Genomic DNA, 18,775 nt, shown 5'->3' with positions numbered 1-18,775 from the left:
GGCGGTGTCGAGGTCCTCGGTGTCCAGGACGGCCGGACGGGTCATATTGACGACGACGGCGCCGACCGGGATGCCGGCCGCGCGCAGCTCCGCCACCCCGTCCGCGGTCTCCTGGACCGGCATCTCCTCCAGGAGCGTCACCATGTGGACCGCGGTCTCGGGCGACTTGAGGACCCTCATCACGGCCTGCGCCTGGTTGTGGATGGGGCCTATCTTCGCCAGGCCCGCGACCTCGTCGTTGACGTTCAGGAAGCGGGTGATCCGGCCCGTGGGCGGCGCGTCCATGACGACCGCGTCGTAGACGTAGCGGCCCTGCTTGTCCTTGCGGCGGACCGCCTCGCACGCCTTGCCGGTCAGCAGGACGTCGCGCAGGCCCGGTGCGATGGTCGTGGCGAAGTCGATCGCGCCGAGCTTCTTCAGGGCCCGGCCCGCGCCGCCCAGCTTGTAGAACATCTGGAGGTAGTCGAGGAGGGCGCGCTCGGCGTCGATGGCCAGGGCGTACACCTCCCCGGCCCGGCGGCCGCCGCGTTCGGCGTCGCCGCGCGGCGCGGGGTCCGACGCCGGCGCCACGGCGATCTTGCGTTCCTCGTAGGGCAACGCCTCGGTCTCGAACACCTGGGCGATGCCTTGGCGGCCCTCGACCTCGACCAGGAGGGTACGGCGCCCCTCGGTGGCCAGGGCCAGGGCGAGGGCGGCGGCGACCGTGGTCTTGCCGGTTCCGCCCTTGCCGCTGACGACATGGAGCCTGCTCACGCCGACGAGCCTAACCAGTCCGTCCCCCGGCTACGCACGGGACGGCCCAGGTCCGTCTCCGGGGCGTGTCCTCCAAGGGGCGCGGCCGCCGTCCGCGGGGGCGCGCACAGGCATTACGCTCGGCCCATGACGAAGTGGGAATACGCGACCGTACCGCTGCTCGTGCACGCGACGAAGCAGATCCTGGACACCTGGGGCGAGGACGGCTGGGAGCTGGTCCAGGTCGTTCCGGGGCCGAACAACCCCGAGCAGCTGGTGGCCTACCTGAAGCGGGAGAAGCAGGCGTGAGCGCCGTCGAGGACCGGATCGCGGAGCTGGGGCTGAAGCTGCCGCAGGTCGTGCCGCCGCTGGCCACGTACCAGCCCGCGGTGCGCTCCGGCGCGTACGTCTTCACCTCCGGTCAGCTGCCGATGGTGGACGGCGCGCTGCCCGCCACCGGCAAGGTCGGCGCCGAGGTCTCCCCGGAGCGTGCCGCCGAACTCGCCGCCACCTGCGCGCTCAACGCGCTGGCCGCGGTGAAGTCCGTGGTCGGTGACCTGGACCGCGTCCGGCGGGTCGTCAAGGTCGTCGGCTTCGTGGCGTCCGCGCCGGACTTCACCGGGCAGCCCGGCGTCCTCAACGGTGCCAGCGAGCTGCTGGGCGAGATCCTGGGCGAGAAGGGCGTGCACGCCCGGTCCGCGGTCGGCGTGGCGGTGCTGCCGCTCGACGCCCCGGTCGAGGTCGAGATCCAGGTGGAGATCGACGAGTAGGACCTGCGTCACGAGGACCCCTCGAACATCCGCGCACCAGCGCATAGCATCCGGCCATGTCGTCGACGACCAATGGCCAGTGGTATCCGCCGGAATGGCCGGACCGCATCCGGGCGCTCGCGAACGGCGGGCTGTCCCCGGTGACGCCCCGACGGGCCGCCACCGTCCTGCTGCTGCGGGACACACCGGGCGGCCCGGAGGTCCATATGCTGCGCAGACGCGCCTCCATGGCCTTCGCCGGAGGCGCGTACGCCTATCCGGGCGGCTCCGTCGACCCGCGCGACGAACGTCCCGTCGCCTGGGCCGGGCCGTCCCGCGAGGAGTGGGGCGCGCGGCTGGGCGTACCGGCGGCCGTCGCGCAGGCCATCGTGTGCGCGGCGGTCCGCGAGACGTTCGAGGAGGCCGGGGTGCTGCTCGCCGGCGAGCGCGCCGACACGGTCGTCGACGACACCACGGGCCCCGGCTGGGAGGCCGACCGCGCCGCGCTCGTCGCCCACGAGCTGTCCTTCGCCGACTTCCTGGAGCGGCGCGGCCTGGTGCTCCGCTCCGACCTGCTGGCCGCCTGGGCGCGCTGGATCACCCCGGAGTTCGAGCCGCGCCGCTACGACACCTGGTTCTTCGCCGCCGTGCTCCCCGAGGGGCAGCGCACCCGCGACGTCTCCACGGAGGCCGACCGCACGGTGTGGATCCGCCCCCAGGAGGCCGCCGCCGGCTACGACCGCGGCGAGCTGCTGATGATGCCGCCGACCATCTCGACGCTGCGGGGCCTTACGGCGTACGCCACCGCCGCCGGGGCGCTGGACGCGGCCCCCGGGCGGGACCTGACGCCCGTACTGGCCACGGCCCGGCTCGTGGACGGCGAGATCGTGCTGAGCTGGCCCGGCCACGACGAGTTCACCCGGCACATCGACCCCGACGGTCCGCAGCGCCCCGGTGCTCCCTCTGGCGCCGCGGGCCCCCAGGGAGGGACCCCCGCATGACCGAAGCCGCCGCCCTGCCCGGAGCGCCCCGGAGCGGGGCCCTGACGGGACCGGCCACCGCGCGCGCCCGGTGCGTCCTGGCGCCCAACCCGTCCGCGATGACCCTGGACGGCACCAACACCTGGATCGTCGCCGAACCCGACTCCGACCTCGCCGTCGTCATCGACCCCGGACCGCTCGACGAGAACCATCTGCGCGCCGTCACCGACACCGCCAGACGGGCGGGCAAGCGCGTCGCCCTGACCCTGCTGACCCACGGGCACCCCGACCACTCCGAGGGCGCCGCGCGCTTCGCCGAGCTGACCGGCTCCACCGTCCGGGCCCTGGACCCGAGGCTGCGCCTGGGGAACGAGGGCCTCGGCGCCGGCGACGTGATCACCACCGGGGGCCTGGAGCTGCGTGTGGTGCCCACCCCGGGGCACACCGCCGACTCGCTCTCCTTCCATCTCCCCGCCGACGCCGCCGTCCTCACCGGGGACACCGTCCTCGGGCGCGGCACCACCGTGGTCGCGCACCCCGACGGGCGGCTGGGCGACTACCTGGACTCGCTGCGCCGCCTGCGCTCGCTGGCCGTCGACGACGGGGTGACCACGGTCCTCCCCGGGCACGGCCCGGTCCTCACCGACGCCCAGGGGGCGGTGGAGTTCTACCTGGCGCACCGGGCCCACCGCCTCGCCCAGGTGGAGAGCGCCGTCGAGGCCGGGCACCGCACGCCCCAGGAGGTCGTCGCCGCCGTCTACGCGGACGTCGACCGTTCCCTGTGGCCCGCGGCCGAACTGTCGGTCCGGGCCCAGCTCGACTACCTGGGGGAGCACGGGCTGATCTGAGTGCTCTACGGGCGGGCCGCCTTGGGGCCGTGGACGGCCAGGTACTCGGCGGCGAGCCAGGGGGCGAGGCCGTCCAGCAGCGCGTCGAGCAGGTGCGGGTACGCGGCGGGCGCGCGGGCGGCGCGCGCGGCGGCGCGCATCTCCTCGGCGCGCTCCGGGTAGTAACGGGCGAACACCTCCGCCGAGGCCGTCAGATCGCTCGTCCAGCCGCCCCAGCGCGGCATGACCAGGGTGAGACCGCAGCGGACGAGACGGCGCGCCACGGCCCGCGTCAGCCGGCGGCGTTCGGCCTCGGTGCGCAGGGACGCGGCCCGCTCGCGCCAGAGCGGTACGAGGCGGAAGAGATCGCCGTTGGTCTCGCGGGCCAGCAGCGCGGTGGGGCGGTAGCGGGGCAGGCGTTCGGCGAGGTCGGGGCCCCACAGCGGGGTGCACAGGCAGGCCACGAACCAGCCCATGTCGTACCGCTCCGCCTCGCCGAGCAGCCGGCCGGTGCCGTACAGCAGGATTCCGGCGCCGTCGATCTGCGGGAACGCGGCGTCGAGCGCGTCCGCGACGGCCTCGGCGCCGGCCGTGTCGTCCGGCGTGGGGTCGGTGTGCAGGGCGAGCAGCAGATCGAGGTCACAGACGCCGGGGACGGCGGTGCCGCGGGGGACACTGCCGTAGAGGTAGGCGCTGTGCAGCCGGTTGGGCCCGAAGCGGGCGGTGAGGCGGGCGCGTGCCGCCGTGACGACCGGGACGAAGGGCGCGGTGACCCGCGCGAGTGAGCCCTCCCGGAGGAAGTGTCCGCCGCTGTCGAGACCGGTGCCGTCGTCCATGACGTCACTGTGCCGGGGGCCCGGGGCGGCGGCCACGGGTTTTCCGTGCCCGCCCGGCGCCGGGGAAGCCGTCACCGAGGGCCCTGGCGGGCCCTTCGGGGCGCCGGGCAGGGCCGGACGGGCAAACGGTACGGGCCGGTGCGCCCGCGGCGGCGTACGCCGTGCGTACGGCCGCCGGGCGCGAAGCCGCGTCAGCGGGAGCGCTTGGCCAGCCGCTCGACGTCCAGGAGGATCACGGCGCGCGCCTCCAGACGCAGCCAGCCGCGGCCCGCGAAGTCGGCGAGCGCCTTGTTGACCGTCTCGCGGGAGGCGCCCACCAGCTGGGCCAGCTCCTCCTGCGTCAGGTCGTGCACGACGTGGATGCCCTCCTCGGACTGCACGCCGAAGCGGCGCGACAGGTCCAGCAGGGCGCGCGCCACACGGCCCGGCACATCGGAGAAGACCAGGTCGGACATCTGGTCGTTGGTCTTGCGCAGGCGCCGGGCGACCGCGCGCAGCAGGGCCGTGGCCACTTCGGGGCGGGCGTTCAACCAGGGCTGGAGGTCGCCGTGGCCCAGGCCGAGGAGCTTGACCTCGGTCAGGGCGGATGCGGTGGCCGTGCGCGGGCCCGGGTCGAAGAGCGACAGCTCACCGATCAGCTCGCCGGGGCCGAGGACGGCGAGCATGTTCTCCCGGCCGTCGGGGGAGGTGCGGTGCAGCTTCACCTTGCCCTCGGTGACCACGTAGAGGCGGTCGCCGGGGTCCCCTTCGTGGAACAGGGCGTCGCCGCGGGCGAGCGTGACCTCACTCATCGAGGCGCGCAGCTCGGCCGCCTGCTCATCGTCGAGCGCCGCGAAGAGCGGTGCGCGCCGCAGAACGTCGTCCACGAGTTCTCTCCTTGTCGACATGCTCCGGGGGACTGTGGTCCCCATCATGCCGGAATGCAAAACAGTGCGATCAATCACAAGTTTGCCGGACCGGCGGCTCAACCCCTACGGCAGGGGGCCGATCGGGGTGGCGAATTCCCGTGATCAAGCCGGATGTCAGTGGGTGGTCGTAGTCTGGCCGGGTGTCCAACACGCCGGTGGAGCAGGGGACAAGGGGGCCGAACGAGTGAGCGCAGAGCGTGATTCCGCTGTGGGCGAACACGCGTCCGTCCCGGCCCTCGCCGCCTCCCCGAGCGGCGGCACACCCGCCGCCGCGGCGCCTCCGGCACGGCACTCCGCAGCGACATCGGTACGGAAGAAGGCCGCCGTGAAGGAAACCCCCGCCACAACGGCCCGGACGGCGAGGAAGACCGCCCCCGGGAAGCCCGCCGCGAAGACGGCGGCGAGCACGGCGGCCGCGGCGAAGAGAACCGCGGCCAAGAAGGCCCCGGCGAAGGCGGCCCCCGCCCGCGCTCCCGAGTCGCGGACGGCCATGGTCCGCCGGGCGCGCAAGATCAACCGCGAACTGGCCGAGCTGTACCCGTACGCCCACTGCGAGCTGGACTTCACCAACCCCTTCGAACTGCTGGTCGCGACGGTGCTCTCCGCGCAGACCACCGACCTCCGGGTCAACCAGACCACCCCCCGCCTCTTCGCGGTCTGCCCGACGCCCGAGGCCATGGCGGCCATGGAGCCCGAGCGCCTGGAGGAGCTGATCCGGCCGACCGGCTTCTTCCGGGCCAAGGCGAGGTCCCTGCTGGGCCTGTCGGCCGGGCTGTGCGAACGCTTCGGCGGCGAGGTGCCCGGCCGCCTGGAGGACCTGGTCTCCCTGCCGGGCGTCGGCCGCAAGACCGCCAATGTGGTGCTCGGCAACGCCTTCGGCGTCCCCGGGATCACCGTCGACACGCACTTCGGCCGTCTGGTGCGCCGGTTCGGCTGGACCACCGCCGAGGACCCGGAGAAGGTCGAGGCGGAGATCGCCGGGATCTTCCCCAAGAGCGAGTGGACGATGCTCTCGCACCGCATCGTCTTCCACGGCCGCCGCGTCTGCCACTCCCGCAGGCCCGCCTGCGGCGCCTGCCCCGTCGCCCCCCTCTGCCCCTCGTACGGCGAGGGCGAGACCGACCCGGAGAAGGCGAAGAAGCTGCTGAAGTACGAACTGGGCGGCAAGCCGGGGCAGCGGCTGAGCCCGCCCGCCGACTACCCGGGGCAGCCGGCGCCCCCGCTGGCGGCCCCATGACCGCTGCCGCGGCACCCGCCGCCACCACCCGGCCTGCCGCAGCGGCCGGCCGCAGAAGCCAGGGCCTGAGGGGGCGCGTATGACGAGTGCACGGGAGCAGTACGGCGAACGGACCGGCGCGGACGGCGACACGGACGACGCGGCACCCGCCGGGGACGTGCGGGTCAGCGCCGACGGGCTGCCCGGGTGGCTCGCCCCGGTGGCCCGCGCCGCCGCCACGGTCGAACCCCACCAGCTCAGCCGCTTCCTGCCGCCCGAGCGCGGCGGCCGGCCCTCCGCGGTACTGATCCTTTTCGGCCAAGGGGCGCGCGGCCCCGAACTGCTCCTGATGGAGCGGGCCGGCACCCTGCGCGCCCACGCCGGCCAGCTCTCCTTCCCCGGCGGCGCCCTCGACCCCGGGGACGGCGACCCGGACGGGCCGGGGCCGGTGCGTGCCGCGCTGCGCGAGGCCCGGGAGGAGACCGGCCTCGATCCCTCGGGCGTCCAGGTCTTCGGGGTGCTGCCGCGGCTGTACATCCCGGTCAGCGACTTCGTGGTGACCCCGGTCCTCGGCTGGTGGCACCGTCCCAGCGCGGTCGGCGTCGTCGACCGGGCCGAGACCGCGCGGGTCTTCACGGTCCCCGTGGCCGACCTCACGGACCCCGCGAACCGCGTCACGGCGCGCCACCCCAGCGGCCACATCGGCCCGGCGTTCCGGGCCGGGGACGCGCTGGTGTGGGGTTTCACGGCGGGGCTGATCGACCGGATCCTGTACTACGCAGGGTGGGAGGTCCCGTGGGACCGGGCCAGGCAGGTCCCTCTCGACCGGCGCTCGTGAGACGGTGTCCGGCGTGAACGTCCTGGACATCGTGCTGTTGATCGCGGCCGTTTGGTTCGCGATCATCGGCTATCGGCAAGGTTTCGTCGTCGGCATCCTGTCCGTGCTCGGCTTCCTCGGCGGGGGGCTGATCGCGGTCTACCTGCTGCCCGTGGTCTGGAAAGAGGTCACCGACGACGCCCGGCCGGGCACCTTCGCGGCCGTCGCCGCGGTCGCCATCGTGATCGTCTGCGCGTCCGCGGGCCAGGCGCTCACCACCCATCTGGGCAACCGCCTGCGCGGCCACATCACCTGGTCACCGGCGCGCGCGCTGGACGCGACGGGGGGCGCGCTGGTCAATGTCCTCGCGATGCTGCTGGTCGCCTGGCTGATCGGTTCCGCGCTCGCCGGAACGTCCCTGCCGACCCTGGGCAAGGAGGTACGCAACTCCAAGGTGCTGCTCGGGGTGTCACGGGTGATGCCGGCGCAGGCGGGCACCTGGTTCGCGGACTTCTCCGCGGTGCTGGCGCAGAACGGCTTCCCGCAGGTCTTCACCCCGTTCTCCACCGAGCCGATCACCTCCGTGCCCGCGCCCGACCCGCAGCTCGCCCACGGCTCGGTCGCCTCCCGGGCCAAGCGCAGCATCGTCAAGGTCGTCGGTACGGCGCCCAGCTGCGGCAAGGTCCTGGAGGGCAGCGGCTTCGTGTTCTCCCCGCGGCGCGTGATGACCAACGCGCATGTCGTCGGCGGCGTCAGCGAGCCGACGGTGCAGGTGGGCGGCGAGGGGCGCTCGTACAGCGCCAAGGTCGTGCTGTACGACTGGCGGCGCGACATCGCGGTCCTGGACGTGCCGGCGCTCGAAGCGCCGGCGCTGCGTTTCGCGAGCGGCCCGGCGAGCAGCGGCAAGAGCGCCATCGTCGCCGGCTTCCCGGAGAACGGCGGCTACGACGTCCGCGCGGCCCGCATCCGCGGCCGTATCCAGGCCGACGGCTCGGACATCTACCACCGCGGCACGGTCGGCCGTGACGTGTACTCGCTGTACGCCACGGTGCGCCAGGGGAACTCCGGCGGCCCGCTGCTCACGCCCGGTGGCGAGGTCTACGGCGTGGTGTTCGCCAAGTCCCGGGACGACGCGCACACGGGGTACGCGCTGACCGCGAGCGAGGTGCGTGAGGACGTCGCCAAGGGCAAGGCGCCGGGGCTGCGGCAGGTCGACAGCCAGGGCTGCGCGATCTGAGCCGCGGGCGGTGCGGGGCGCGGAACGCGCGACCCCGCGCCGCCCGGCGCGTCTCAGGTGCGTGGATGGCGCAGGCGGGCGCCCATCCAGCGCGCTCTGCGGCGCAGGAGGCGCGGGATGTCCATCGGGGGCGCGGAGTCGGGGGACCCGGCCCTGAGGTCCGGGGCGCCTCTGTCCTTGGTGCCCACGGCAGCGGTGTTGCCGCGGCGGTTGCGTGCCACGTCACGGTAGTCGTGCGTCCAGCCCATACCCACGACTGTGCCCGTGCCCCGGGGTCCGTAACCGCCTCACGTGCCGCCAATCGGCCTATGCGCCGGGCACGTGGCCGTGCGCGCTCCGGCGGGTGCCGCGGGGCGTGCGCCGCCGGGGCGCACAAGGGCCGTCAGCGGTCCGGTTCGGGGTCCTTCAGCCAGTTGACCAGCTCGGTCGTGAAGGCCGCCGGGTCCTCCTCGTGGGGGAAGTGCCCGAGGCCCTCGAAGAGGCGCCAGCGGTAGGGCGCCTCGACGTACGCGCCGGAGCCCGCGGCGCTGCGGGGGCTCGTCACCGGGTCGAGTGAGCCGTGCAGATGCAGGGTCGGTACCCGGACGGGCAGCTTCATCCGGCGGTTGAACTGGAGGCCGTCCGGGCGGGCCATCGACCGCACCATCCAGCGGTACGGCTCGATCGAGCAGTGCGCTGTCGAGGGGATGCTCATCGCCTGCCGGTAGACCGCGAGCACGTCGTCCTCGGGCGGGCGGGGTCCCGACCAGTCCTGGATCATGCGGCCGATCTGCGCGGCGTCGTCGGCGAGCAGGGCGCGTTCGGGCAGCCAGGGGCGCTGGAAGCCCCAGATGTGCGCGCTGCGCCGGCTCTGCCGTACGTCGGCGAGCATCGTGGCCCGCCAGCGGCGCGGGTGCGGCATGGCAGAGACCGCGAGTCGGCGCACCAGCTTGGGCCGCATCGCCGCCGCCGTCCACGCCAGATAGCCGCCCAGGTCGTGGCCGACCAGCGCGGCGTCCGCCTCGCCCAGGGAGCGGATGACGCCGGTGACGTCGAGGGCGAGGTTGGCCGGGTCGTAGCCGCGGGGCGTGCGGTCGCTGCCGCCGACGCCCCGCAGGTCCATGGCGACGGCCCGGTATCCGGCCTCGGCGAGCGCGGGGAGCTGCTCGCGCCAGGTCCACCAGAACTGCGGGAAGCCGTGCAGCAGCAGTACCAGCGGCCCCTCGCCCATTTCCGCGATGTGGAAGCGGGCGCCGTTCGCCGCGACGTCGCGGTGCGTCCAGGGCCCGTCGGGCCTCACGACCGTCGCGGCGCTGTCGGAGGAGGTCATACGGAGGAGCGTGTCACGGATTCCAGGACCGGGTGGTCCGCCGGAGCCTGCCGGGGGCGGGGCCTGGCGTTCTGGAGCACGGCCGCGGTCTCCTTGGCGGAGGCGAGGGTCTTCTCCGGCTTCTTGATCTTCTTGATCTTCGCCATCGCGATCAGCCCGAGCAGCGCGGCGATCACCAGGAAGGCGCCGCCGACGATCAGGAACGACCAGGCGAGGCCGAGGCCGAGGTTGTGGATGCCGTACGCCGCCGCGAAGCTCAGTACGGGCAGCGAGAACAGCACCAGCACTCCCGCCACGACGAACGCGGCGCTGCCGATGCCCGCCCGCTTGGCGTCCTCGCGGAGTTCCGCCTTGGCCAGAGCGATCTCGTCGTGCACCAGTGCGGACATCTCGGCGGTCGCGGTGGCCACCAACTGCCCGAGGCTGCGGTCCGCGACGTCATCGGCTGAGCTCATCGCCGTCTCCTCTTGTTCTTCTGCCGGATGCAAAGCCTCTCAGATCATGCCGGACCATCCTCTCCGGCGTGCGCGCCGGAGGCCACTTCGGCAAGCCGCCGGTGTTCCGCGGCCTTCGCCTCGTAGATCGCGGCCATCCGCAGGTGGTACTCGGGCTTGTCGAGTTCGTAGACGTCGGGGATGCCGTCCAGGTCCTCGTCGCGCTCCTCCTCCTCGTACAGCTTCCGGTACTTGTTGTCGCGGATCTTGAGGAGGACGCCGGCGAGGACCGCGGCTATCAGGGAGCCGATCAGCACCGCTGCCTTGACCTCGTCGGTGAGGACGCTGTCACCCGCGAAGGCGAGTTCGCCGATCAGCAGGGAGACGGTGAAACCTATGCCGGCCAGGGTCGCGACCGCGAAGACGTCGGGCCACTTGAGGTCGGGGTTGAGCTGGGCGCGGGTGAAGCGGGCGGTGAGCCACGTACCGCCGAACACGCCCAGCGCCTTGCCCACGACCAGGCCGAGGACCACGCCGAGCGTCTCGGGCCGGGTGAAGACGTCGCCGACGGCGCCGCCGGACACCGACACACCCGCGGAGAACAGCGCGAACAGCGGGACCGCGAGGCCGGCGGACAGCGGGCGGACGAGGTGCTCGATGTGCTCGCCGGGGGACTGCTTCTCGCCCTCGTGCCGGGTGCAGCGCAGCATCAGGCCCATCGCGACGCCGGCGATGGTGGCGTGCACGCCGCTGTTCTCCATCAGGCCCCAGATCACCACGGCGAGCGGCACGTAGATGTACCAGCCGCGGACGCCCTTGCTGAGCAGGACGCGGAAGAGGACCAGGCCGGCGACGGCGAGGCCGAGCGCCACGAAGTTGATCGTCGAGGTGAAGAAGATCGCGATGATCAGTATCGCCATGAGGTCGTCGACGACGGCCAGGGTGAGCAGGAAGGCGCGGAGCGCGGACGGCAGGGACGTGCCGATGACGGCGAGGACCGCGAGGGCGAAGGCGATGTCGGTCGCCGTGGGCACCGCCCAGCCGCCGAGGGAACCGCCTCCGGTGGCGTTGACGACGACGTAGACGATGGCGGGCATCGCCATGCCGCAGAGCGCGGCGATCACGGGGAGCGCGGCGGCCTTCGGGTCGCGCAGCTCCCCGGCGACCAGCTCGCGCTTGAGCTCGATGCCGGCGACGAAGAAGAAGATCGCGAGCAGTCCGTTGGCGGCCCAGTGCTCGATGGAGAGGTCCAGGCCCAGCGAGGCCGGGCCGAGGTGGAGGCCGCGGATCGCGTCGTAGCTGCCACCCAGGGTGTTCGCCCAGATCAGCGCCGCGACGGCGGCGGCGAGCAGCAGGACGCCGCCGACGGTCTCGGTGCGTAGCGCGTCGGCGACGAATCTCCGCTCGGGGAGCGAGAGACGCCCGAGGAACGGGGAACGACGAGGGGTGGGGGCGCTCACAGGGAATGACCTCCGGCCGGTTCGGCAGCTGAGTACGGCTGTTGCAGTTGCCGACCAGACTTCCCGGCGCGCCCTGATTTTCTTAACGTCGTATTGACGCTCGTCCCACCATACCCGCAGGGCGCAAGAGAGTGTCCGGTGGGTCCAATTTTAGGTAGATATATCACAATGCGGAGCGGCGGCGGCCGGGCCGAGGGAGCATGCGGAAAGGGGCACCGGCCCGATCGGACCGATGCCCCTTTCCGCAGGTCGGGTGGGGTGCCCGCTCAGTCGTCCTTCGTCGTGTCCGGCAGCTTCGCCTGGATCAGGTCCATGACCGAGGAGTCGGTGAGCGTGGTCACGTCCCCGAGGTCACGGTTCTCGGCGACATCGCGCAGCAGCCGGCGCATGATCTTGCCGGAGCGCGTCTTGGGCAGCTCGGCGACCGGCAGGACCCGCTTCGGCTTGGCGATCGGGCCGAGCTGCTTGCCGACGTGCGCCCGCAGCTCCTCGACCAGCCCGGCGTCCTCCGCCGCGTCACCGCGCAGGATCACGAAGGCGCAGATCGCCTGGGTGGTCTGCGGGTCGGCGGCGCCGACCACCGCGGCCTCGGCGACCTTCGGGTGCGAGACCAGCGCGGACTCCACCTCCGTGGTGGAGATGTTGTGGCCGGACACCAGCATCACGTCGTCGACCCGGCCCAGCAGCCAGATGTCGCCGTCCTCGTCCTTCTTGGCGCCGTCGCCCGCGAAGTACGTGCCCTCGAAGCGGGACCAGTACGTGTCCAGGTAGCGCTGGTCGTCGCCCCAGATGGTGCGCAGCATCGACGGCCACGGCTCGGTCAGCACCAGGTAGCCGCCGGAGCCGTTCGGGACCTCGCGCGCGTCGTCGTCCACGACGGTCGCCGCGATGCCGGGCAGCGGCAGCTGGGCCGAGCCGGGCTTGGTCTCCGTGACGCCCGGCAGCGGGCTGAGCATCATCGCGCCGGTCTCGGTCTGCCACCAGGTGTCGACGATGGGGGCGGTGCCGGCGCCGATGTGCTCGCGGTACCACATCCACGCCTCGGGGTTGATCGGCTCACCGACCGAGCCCAGGACGCGCAGCGACGACAGGTCGTACTTCGCCGGGATGTCGTCGCCCCACTTCATGCAGGCGCGGATCGCGGTGGGCGCGGTGTAGAGGACCGTGACGCCGTACTTCTGCACGATCTCCCACCAGCGGCCCTGGTGCGGGGTGTCGGGCGTCCCCTCGTAGAGCACCTCGGTGGCGCCGTTGGCCAGCGGTCCGTAGGTGATGTACGAGTGGCCGGTCACCCAGCCGACGTCGGCGGTGCACCAGAAGACGTCGGTCTCCGGCTTGAGGTCGAAGACGGCGTGGTGGGTGTACGCCACCTGGGTGAGGTACCCACCGGTGGTGTGCAGGATGCCCTTGGGCTTACCGGTGGTGCCGGAGGTGTAGAGGATGAACAGCGGGTGCTCGGCGTCGAACGCCTCGGGCGTGTGCTGGTCGCTCTGCCGTCCGACGAGGTCGTGCCACCACACATCGCGGCCCTCGGTCCAGCCGATGCCGTCCTGGCCGGTACGCCGGACGACCAGCACGCTGCGGACGTTCTCCGTACCGGGCCTGGTCAGTGCCTCGTCGACGGCGGGCTTGAGGGCGGACGGCTTGCCGCGGCGGTAGCCGCCGTCGGCGGTGATCACCACGCGGGCGTCGGCGTCCTGGATACGGGTGGCCAGCGCGTCGGCGGAGAAGCCGCCGAAGACGACGGAGTGCGGGGCGCCGAGGCGGGCGCAGGCCAGCATGGCGATGACCGTCTCGGGGATCATCGGCATGTAGATCGCGACCCGGTCGCCGGCGCGCACACCCAGCTCGATCAGGGCGTTGGCGGCCCGGGAGACCTCGCGCTGGAGCTCGGCGTAGGTGACCGCGCGGCTGTCGCCCGGCTCGCCCTCGAAGTGCAGGGCGACCCGGTCGCCGAGGCCGTTCTCCACGTGCCGGTCGACGCAGTTGTAGGCGACGTTGAGCTTCCCGTCCGCGAACCACTTGGCGAAGGGCGGGTTGGACCAGTCCAGCGTCTGGGTGGGCGGCGTCTGCCAGGACAGGCGCCGTGCCTGCTCGGCCCAGAAGCCCAGCCGGTCCGCCGCGGCCTGTTCGTACGCAGCTGCCGTGACGTTGGCGTGGGTGGCCAGGTCGGCGGGCGGCGTGAAGCGACGCTCCTCCTTGAGAAGATTCGCCAGACTTTCGTTGCTCACGGCATCTCCCATTCCCAGGGCGTGCGATGTGTTCGAGGCCATAGGATCAGCACACGGGGCGCCTGACAAGACTTGTCGGAAAAAATTGGTGTAGACCTGTATTGCTGCGCAGGTCAGCGCAGGGTGGACGAGCCCCCGGCGCGTATGCCGGTGGGACGGCCGGGTGATCCGCCCCCGATGCGCCCCTCCGTTGCCGTGAAGCGCCTCCGGGGGCGGGATGTTCGCGACAGCGTGGCCCGTACGGCGTACGCCATGATCGCCGTGGACTCCGGAAGCCCGGCGTGTCGCCGTCCACGCCTCCCGGATGCAGGCAAGTGCCGCACAAAGACACGTAAAGGGACGGGCAAGACTCTCCGGAAAAGCATGGTCGCAATTCCGCCCATCGGGTGATGGTGATGATTATCGGCTTGTCGCGACCCTGTCGTTCCCCGGAGCCGTGAAAACTTGTGAGCTGATTGTCCGATTAATCCCTCGGATGGTGTCCCCGCGCCAGAAAGAGAGGTGGCGGATGACAGCCGCAACGAAGGTCGCGACCGGCCTGGTCGCGACCATGGCGCTGGCCGCGGTCGCCGGATGCTCCACGGCACCGCAGCACCCTCCGGAACGAAGCCCCGCGAAGGGCCGGGCGGCCCCCAGGGCCCCGCAACTCCGGCTCATCGGCGACGGCTCGACCGCGTACACCGGGGCACAGCCACACCAGCCCGTGCCCCGGCGCCTGGCACCCGGCGAAGAACCCCCGCAATTCGTGGTCTTCTCCTGGGACGGCGCGGGCGAGGACGAGCAGAAACTCTTCTCGCACTTCCGCGAGATCGGCAAGAAGTACGGCGCGACGATGACGTACTTCCTCAGCGGCGTCTATCTGCTCCCCCGCGACAAGAGGGAGCTCTACACGCCGCCCCGCCACGCCCCCGGCGCCTCGGACATCGGCTTCAACGACGCCCGGGGCATCAAGGCCACCGTGGAGCAGCTGCGCGCCGCCTGGCTGGACGGCAACGAGATCGGCACCCACTTCAACGGCCACTTCTGCGGCCCCCGCGGCGGCGTCGGCACCTGGTCCGTACAGGAGTGGAAGGACGAGATCCGCCAGGCCGAGGCGTTCGTACGGCAGTGGAAGACCCACTCCGGACTCACCGGCGAGCGGCCCCTGCCGTTCGACTACGGGAAGGAACTCGTCGGCGGCCGTGCGCCCTGCCTGGAGGGCCAGCGCAACCTCCTCCGCGCCGCCGAGGAGAGCGGCTTCCGCTACGACGCCAGCTCACCCGGCGGCCTCCAGATCTGGCCCCGGAAGACCGACGGCATCTGGGACTTCCCCCTCCAGCGCATCCCGGTGCCCGGCCACGCCTTCGAAACCCTCTCCATGGACTACAACTTCCTCGTCAACCAGTCCGGTTCCCGGGACGGCGACCCGGCCCAGCGCGCGGCCTGGCGCCGGCAGATGCGCGACGGCCTCGTCCAGGGCTTCGAACGCGCCTACCGCGGCAACCGCGCCCCGTACTTCGTCGGCGACCACTTCGAGTCCTGGAACGGCGGCATCTACATGCGGGCCGTCGAGGACGCGATCAAGGACATCTGCCCCCGCGAGGGCGTACGGTGCGTCAGCTTCAAGCAACTCGCCGACTGGCTGGACGCCCAGGACCCGGAGGTCCTGGCGAAGCTGCGCCGCCTGGGCGTCGGCCGGACCCCGCCGGGCGGCTGGGAGGTGTACCTCGGCCAGACACCGGGAGTGCGGCCGCCTGACCGCGCGGCCCGCGTCCTTGCCCGGTGACCGGACCGGGCGGCGCGGGCCCGCCGGTCAGACGGGCTGCGCCACGGCCACCTGCCCCTCGGCCGCCCGCTCGGACAGGACGAACGAGGGGTCGACCTGCGCCGCCAGATCCGCCCCCGTCTTCGCGTTGCCCCAACTCTCGGCGTTCTTCAGGTGGAAGTGGACCATCTGGCGGGTGTAGCGCTCCCAGTCCCGCGCCCCGTGGGCGGCGTCGGCCGCGCGGTGCAGCGCCTCCAGCGCACGCCGGTTGACCGGTTCCAGACGAGAGAGCGGGGCCGGGTCGCCCTTCTCCGCCGCCCGCACCCAGTCCGAGTGCCCGACCGTCACCAGCAGGTCGTCCCCCACCTCGGCACGCAGGAAGGCGAGATCGTCCGGACCCTGCACCTTGTTGCCCACCACCTTCAGGCTGACGTCGAAGTCCCGCGCGTACGCCTTGTACTGGCGGTAGACGGCGATGCCCTTGCGGGTCGGCTCCGCCACCAGGAACGTCATGTCGAAACGGGTGAACATGCCGGAAGCGAAGGAATCGGAGCCCGCCGTCATGTCGACGACGACGTACTCCTCCCGGCCGTCCACGAGGTGGTTCAGGCACAGCTCCACCGCGCCGACCTTGGAGTGATAACAGGCCACGCCCAGATCGGACTCGGTGAACGGGCCCGTGGCCATCAGCCGTACGGAGCCGCCCTCCAGCGGGACCGGGCGGGCGCAGGCGTCGTAGACGGGGTTGTCCCCGGTGACCCGCAGCAGCCGGGAGCCCTCCCCGGGCGGTGTCGTCTTGATCATCGTCTCGGCGGAGGTGATCCGGGGATTGCCGCCGCGCAGATAGTCCTTGATCAACGGAAGGTGCGCGCCCATCGCCGGGAGCGCGGCGGCGGCCGCCTCGTCCAGGCCCAGGGCGGCTCCCAGATGTTGGTTGATGTCCGCGTCCACCGCGATCACGGGGACGCGGGCGTTGGCGAGATGACGGATGAACAGGGACGACAGGGTGGTTTTGCCGCTGCCGCCCTTCCCCACGAAAGCGATCTTCATGTTCACCAAGGGTAATCGTAAGATTGCAAGGAGTGAAGACCGTGCGTGAGGAAGACCACTCCTTCGAGGGGTGTGGCCCGGTGGTGCGTAGGGTCGTGCCATGGCAGCAGACCCCCGGGGGACGGCCCCCGCATCCGCGCAGGGCGACCCGCTCGCGACCCTGGTCTCCCTCCCCGGTGTCGCCGACTCCGTCGACGCGGTCCGCACGGCCGTCGACCGCGTCTACGGACACCGCGTCATGCGCCGCCGCAGCACGGAGATCACCGCCGAGGCCGCCCTGCGCGGCGCCCGGGCCTCCGCCGCGCTGGCCGGCGCCGACTGGGCCCTCGAAGAGGTCCGCCGGCGCACCGACTTCAGTGAGGAAGGCGAGCCGCGCACCGTCGGTGCCGCGCTGCGGTTGACGGCCGAGGCGGGACAGCTGTTGAGCGTATGGCGCCAGTCGCCGCTGCGGGTACTGGCGCGGCTGCACCTGGTGGCGGCCGGCGGCGACCGGGTGGACGCCACGGTCGGCCGGCCGCGGCTCGGCGCGGAACCGGTCGACGAACCGCTGATCGACCTGCCGCTGCCCGGCGCCGAGGAGGTCGCCGGCCGGCTGGACGGGCTGGCGCGGCTGCTGCTCGCCGGTACGGAGGCGCCCGCCCTGGTGACCGCCGCCGTGGTGCACGGCGAACTGCTCGCACTGCGGCCCTTCGGCTCGCACAACGGGCTGGTCGCGCGGGCGGCGGAGCGCATCGTGCTGGTCGGCACCGGACTCGACCCGAAGTCGGTCTGCCCGGCCGAGGTCGGGCACGCGGAACCGGGGGGCGCGGCGTACGCGGCGGCCCTGGAGGGCTATGTCTCGGGGACACCCGAGGGCGTCGGGGCGTGGATCGCGTACTGCGGGCGCGCCGTGGAGCTGGGGGCGCGGGAGAGCACCGCGGTCTGCGAGGCGCTCCAGCGCGGCGCGGCCTGAACGGCCACGGACGGGGTTGCGGCGGTACCTGTGGCAGGTACCGCCGCTGGCACGTCCGCCGGGTTACCAAGCGTGCTCGGTGCGTGCCCATCAGGTCGGAGGTCTTTGTCCGCCACCTGGTGCGGCTGGCCCGTATTCGACGGGTCGGCGTCGCGTGGGTGCCCGGCATTCGTGCATCGGTCCGTGGGCCTTGCTGCGTGAGGTGATCCTCCCGGATCTCCCTGGTCTCGCGGGCCGTTACCACCTTTCTACTCCAGGTGGCAGGTGAGCGGAACCCCTTCCTCGCATATCTTTACTTTTGCCTTCAATTTCGAGCAATCGAGACAAAATGCGTATTGCCGCAATGTGAAGGACAATGCCCCGGAATTCCGCCGGCGCGCACCGGGCGGTCTTCTCAGGAACCGCGCCGCCGGCTCGCGTACCAGACGAGCCCCGCGGTCGCCGCGGCCGCGCCGGCGGCGACCGCGGCGAGTACCGGACGGGGCGGCATCGACAGCGCCGGAAGCCGCTTCTTCAACGGCACCGGCCGGGTGAAGGAAAGCACGGGCCAGCCACGGGTGACGGCCTCGCGGCGCAGCGCGCGGTCCGGATTGACCGCGTAGGGACGGCCGACCGCGGAGAGCATCGGAATGTCCGTCACGGAATCGCTGTACGCGAAACAGCGGTCGAGGTCGTAGCCCTCGGAAGCGGCGAGTTCCCGGACGGCCTCCGCCTTCGTCGGCCCGTAGGCGTAGTACTCGACCTCCCCGGTGAACCGCCCGTCGTCGCCGACGACCATCCGTGTGGCCACCACCCGGTCCGCGCCGAGCAGCGCGCCGATCGGCTCGACGACCTCCGCGCCCGAGGTGGAGACGATCACCACGTCGCGGCCCGCGGCATGGTGCTCCTCGATGAGCGAGGCCGCCTCGTCGTAAATGATCGGGTCGATCAGTTCGTGCAGGGTCTCGGCGACGAGCTCGCGGACCTGGGCGACGTCCCAGCCGCGGCAGAGCGAGGAGAGATACTCCCGCATCCGCTCCATCTGGTCGTGGTCGGCACCGCCGGCGAGGAACACGAACTGCGCGTACGCGGTGCGCAGTACCGCCCGGCGATTGATCAGGCCGCCTTGGTAGAACGACTTGCTGAAGGTCAGCGTGCTCGACTTTGCAATGACAGTCTTGTCGAGGTCGAAGAAGGCGGCAGTACGGGGTGACGAGTGGGGCACGGAGTGGTTTTCCACACCGTGAGCATAGGCGGCCGCCATTCGGCGTAAGGTGGGCGCGTGGGTTTGCCTGAGAAGGCTCTCGGGTACAC

19 protein-coding genes are annotated in these 18,775 nt (G+C 72.3%); 9 read left to right on the top strand and 10 right to left on the bottom strand.

Annotated elements, in window-relative coordinates:
• Positions 1-753 (bottom strand): ATPase BagA (gene bagA, locus AC51EU_RS05975; RefSeq protein ID WP_496265594.1); only part of this gene is annotated, 753 nt, incomplete at its 3' end.
• A 126-nt stretch (positions 754-879) separates the two neighbouring features.
• On the opposite strand from bagA, the gene sp36 reads away from it, so the two are divergent.
• From sp36 to AC51EU_RS05955, 4 genes are read left to right on the top strand one after another with little or no spacing between them, the layout of a single operon-like run.
• Positions 880-1,041, top strand: a complete 162-nt coding sequence (gene sp36, locus AC51EU_RS05970) for a Sp36 family protein (RefSeq protein WP_003975360.1) — start codon at positions 880-882, stop codon at positions 1,039-1,041.
• Complete coding sequence (locus tag AC51EU_RS05965; protein WP_496265593.1) at positions 1,038-1,502, top strand: RidA family protein; 465 nt, start codon at positions 1,038-1,040, stop codon at positions 1,500-1,502. The genes sp36 and AC51EU_RS05965 overlap by 4 nt, the downstream gene beginning before the upstream one ends.
• A 56-nt stretch (positions 1,503-1,558) precedes the next feature.
• Positions 1,559-2,482, top strand: coding sequence for an NUDIX hydrolase (locus AC51EU_RS05960; protein WP_496265592.1), 924 nt, complete (start codon positions 1,559-1,561; stop codon positions 2,480-2,482).
• Complete coding sequence (locus AC51EU_RS05955; RefSeq protein ID WP_496265591.1) at positions 2,479-3,309, top strand: MBL fold metallo-hydrolase; 831 nt, start codon at positions 2,479-2,481, stop codon at positions 3,307-3,309. The genes AC51EU_RS05960 and AC51EU_RS05955 overlap by 4 nt, the downstream gene beginning before the upstream one ends.
• 5 nt (positions 3,310-3,314) lie before the next feature.
• Here AC51EU_RS05955 and AC51EU_RS05950 read toward each other — a convergent pair whose 3' ends face one another.
• Positions 3,315-4,124 (bottom strand): nucleotidyltransferase, encoded by an 810-nt coding sequence (locus tag AC51EU_RS05950; RefSeq protein ID WP_496265590.1) that lies wholly within the window; start codon positions 4,122-4,124, stop codon positions 3,315-3,317.
• A 191-nt stretch (positions 4,125-4,315) separates the two neighbouring features.
• On the bottom strand, positions 4,316-4,990 hold the full coding sequence (locus AC51EU_RS05945) for a Crp/Fnr family transcriptional regulator (protein WP_031090867.1): 675 nt from the start codon (positions 4,988-4,990) through the stop codon (positions 4,316-4,318).
• Positions 4,991-5,357: 367 nt separating this feature from the next.
• On the opposite strand from AC51EU_RS05945, the gene nth reads away from it, so the two are divergent.
• The 3 genes from nth to AC51EU_RS05930 all read left to right on the top strand — a co-directional run bounded on the left by nth (position 5,358) and on the right by AC51EU_RS05930 (position 8,302).
• A complete protein-coding gene (gene nth / locus AC51EU_RS05940) occupies positions 5,358-6,269 on the top strand; it encodes an endonuclease III (protein ID WP_496265589.1) in 912 nt (303 codons plus the stop codon).
• A 79-nt stretch (positions 6,270-6,348) separates the two neighbouring features.
• Complete coding sequence (locus AC51EU_RS05935; protein ID WP_496265588.1) at positions 6,349-7,086, top strand: NUDIX hydrolase; 738 nt, start codon at positions 6,349-6,351, stop codon at positions 7,084-7,086.
• Positions 7,087-7,099: 13 nt separating this feature from the next.
• Positions 7,100-8,302, top strand: coding sequence for a MarP family serine protease (locus tag AC51EU_RS05930; RefSeq protein ID WP_496265587.1), 1,203 nt, complete (start codon positions 7,100-7,102; stop codon positions 8,300-8,302).
• 53 nt (positions 8,303-8,355) lie between these two features.
• Here AC51EU_RS05930 and AC51EU_RS05925 read toward each other — a convergent pair whose 3' ends face one another.
• The 5 genes from AC51EU_RS05925 to acs all read right to left on the bottom strand — a co-directional run bounded on the left by AC51EU_RS05925 (position 8,356) and on the right by acs (position 13,736).
• On the bottom strand, positions 8,356-8,550 hold the full coding sequence (locus AC51EU_RS05925) for a hypothetical protein (protein ID WP_496265586.1): 195 nt from the start codon (positions 8,548-8,550) through the stop codon (positions 8,356-8,358).
• 134 nt (positions 8,551-8,684) lie between these two features.
• Entirely contained in the window at positions 8,685-9,611 is a 927-nt protein-coding gene (locus AC51EU_RS05920; protein ID WP_496265585.1) for an alpha/beta fold hydrolase, read from the bottom strand.
• Positions 9,608-10,066: a phage holin family protein gene (locus AC51EU_RS05915; protein WP_496265584.1), complete on the bottom strand. Its 459-nt coding sequence runs from the start codon at positions 10,064-10,066 to the stop codon at positions 9,608-9,610. The genes AC51EU_RS05920 and AC51EU_RS05915 overlap by 4 nt, the downstream gene beginning before the upstream one ends.
• A gap of 44 nt (positions 10,067-10,110) precedes the next feature.
• Entirely contained in the window at positions 10,111-11,505 is a 1,395-nt protein-coding gene (gene nhaA, locus AC51EU_RS05910) for a Na+/H+ antiporter NhaA (protein WP_496265583.1), read from the bottom strand.
• 266 nt (positions 11,506-11,771) lie between these two features.
• Positions 11,772-13,736 carry an acetate--CoA ligase gene (gene acs / locus AC51EU_RS05905; RefSeq protein WP_496265582.1) on the bottom strand — a complete coding sequence of 655 codons (1,965 nt, stop codon included), beginning with the start codon at positions 13,734-13,736 and terminating at the stop codon, positions 11,772-11,774.
• 508 nt (positions 13,737-14,244) lie between these two features.
• Here acs and AC51EU_RS05900 point away from each other — a divergent pair.
• A complete protein-coding gene (locus AC51EU_RS05900; RefSeq protein WP_496265581.1) occupies positions 14,245-15,501 on the top strand; it encodes a polysaccharide deacetylase family protein in 1,257 nt (418 codons plus the stop codon).
• Positions 15,502-15,528: 27 nt separating this feature from the next.
• Here AC51EU_RS05900 and AC51EU_RS05895 read toward each other — a convergent pair whose 3' ends face one another.
• The gene (locus AC51EU_RS05895; protein WP_496265580.1) at positions 15,529-16,530 is read right to left on the bottom strand and encodes an ATP-binding protein; all 1,002 of its coding nucleotides are present in this window, start codon (positions 16,528-16,530) and stop codon (positions 15,529-15,531) included.
• Between the two features lie 100 nt (positions 16,531-16,630).
• Here AC51EU_RS05895 and AC51EU_RS05890 point away from each other — a divergent pair, with 100 nt between their 5' ends.
• Positions 16,631-17,482, top strand: coding sequence for a Fic family protein (locus tag AC51EU_RS05890; protein ID WP_496265579.1), 852 nt, complete (start codon positions 16,631-16,633; stop codon positions 17,480-17,482).
• A gap of 394 nt (positions 17,483-17,876) precedes the next feature.
• Here the strand turns inward: AC51EU_RS05890 and AC51EU_RS05885 are convergent, their stop codons facing one another.
• Positions 17,877-18,725 (bottom strand): HAD family hydrolase, encoded by an 849-nt coding sequence (locus AC51EU_RS05885; protein ID WP_496265578.1) that lies wholly within the window; start codon positions 18,723-18,725, stop codon positions 17,877-17,879.
• Positions 18,726-18,775 lie beyond the last annotated feature (50 nt).

This window comes from Candidatus Streptomyces philanthi (assembly GCF_059553635.1).
The sequence above is the reverse complement of the archived record's forward strand: the minus strand, read 5'-3'. Positions and strand labels throughout refer to the sequence as shown.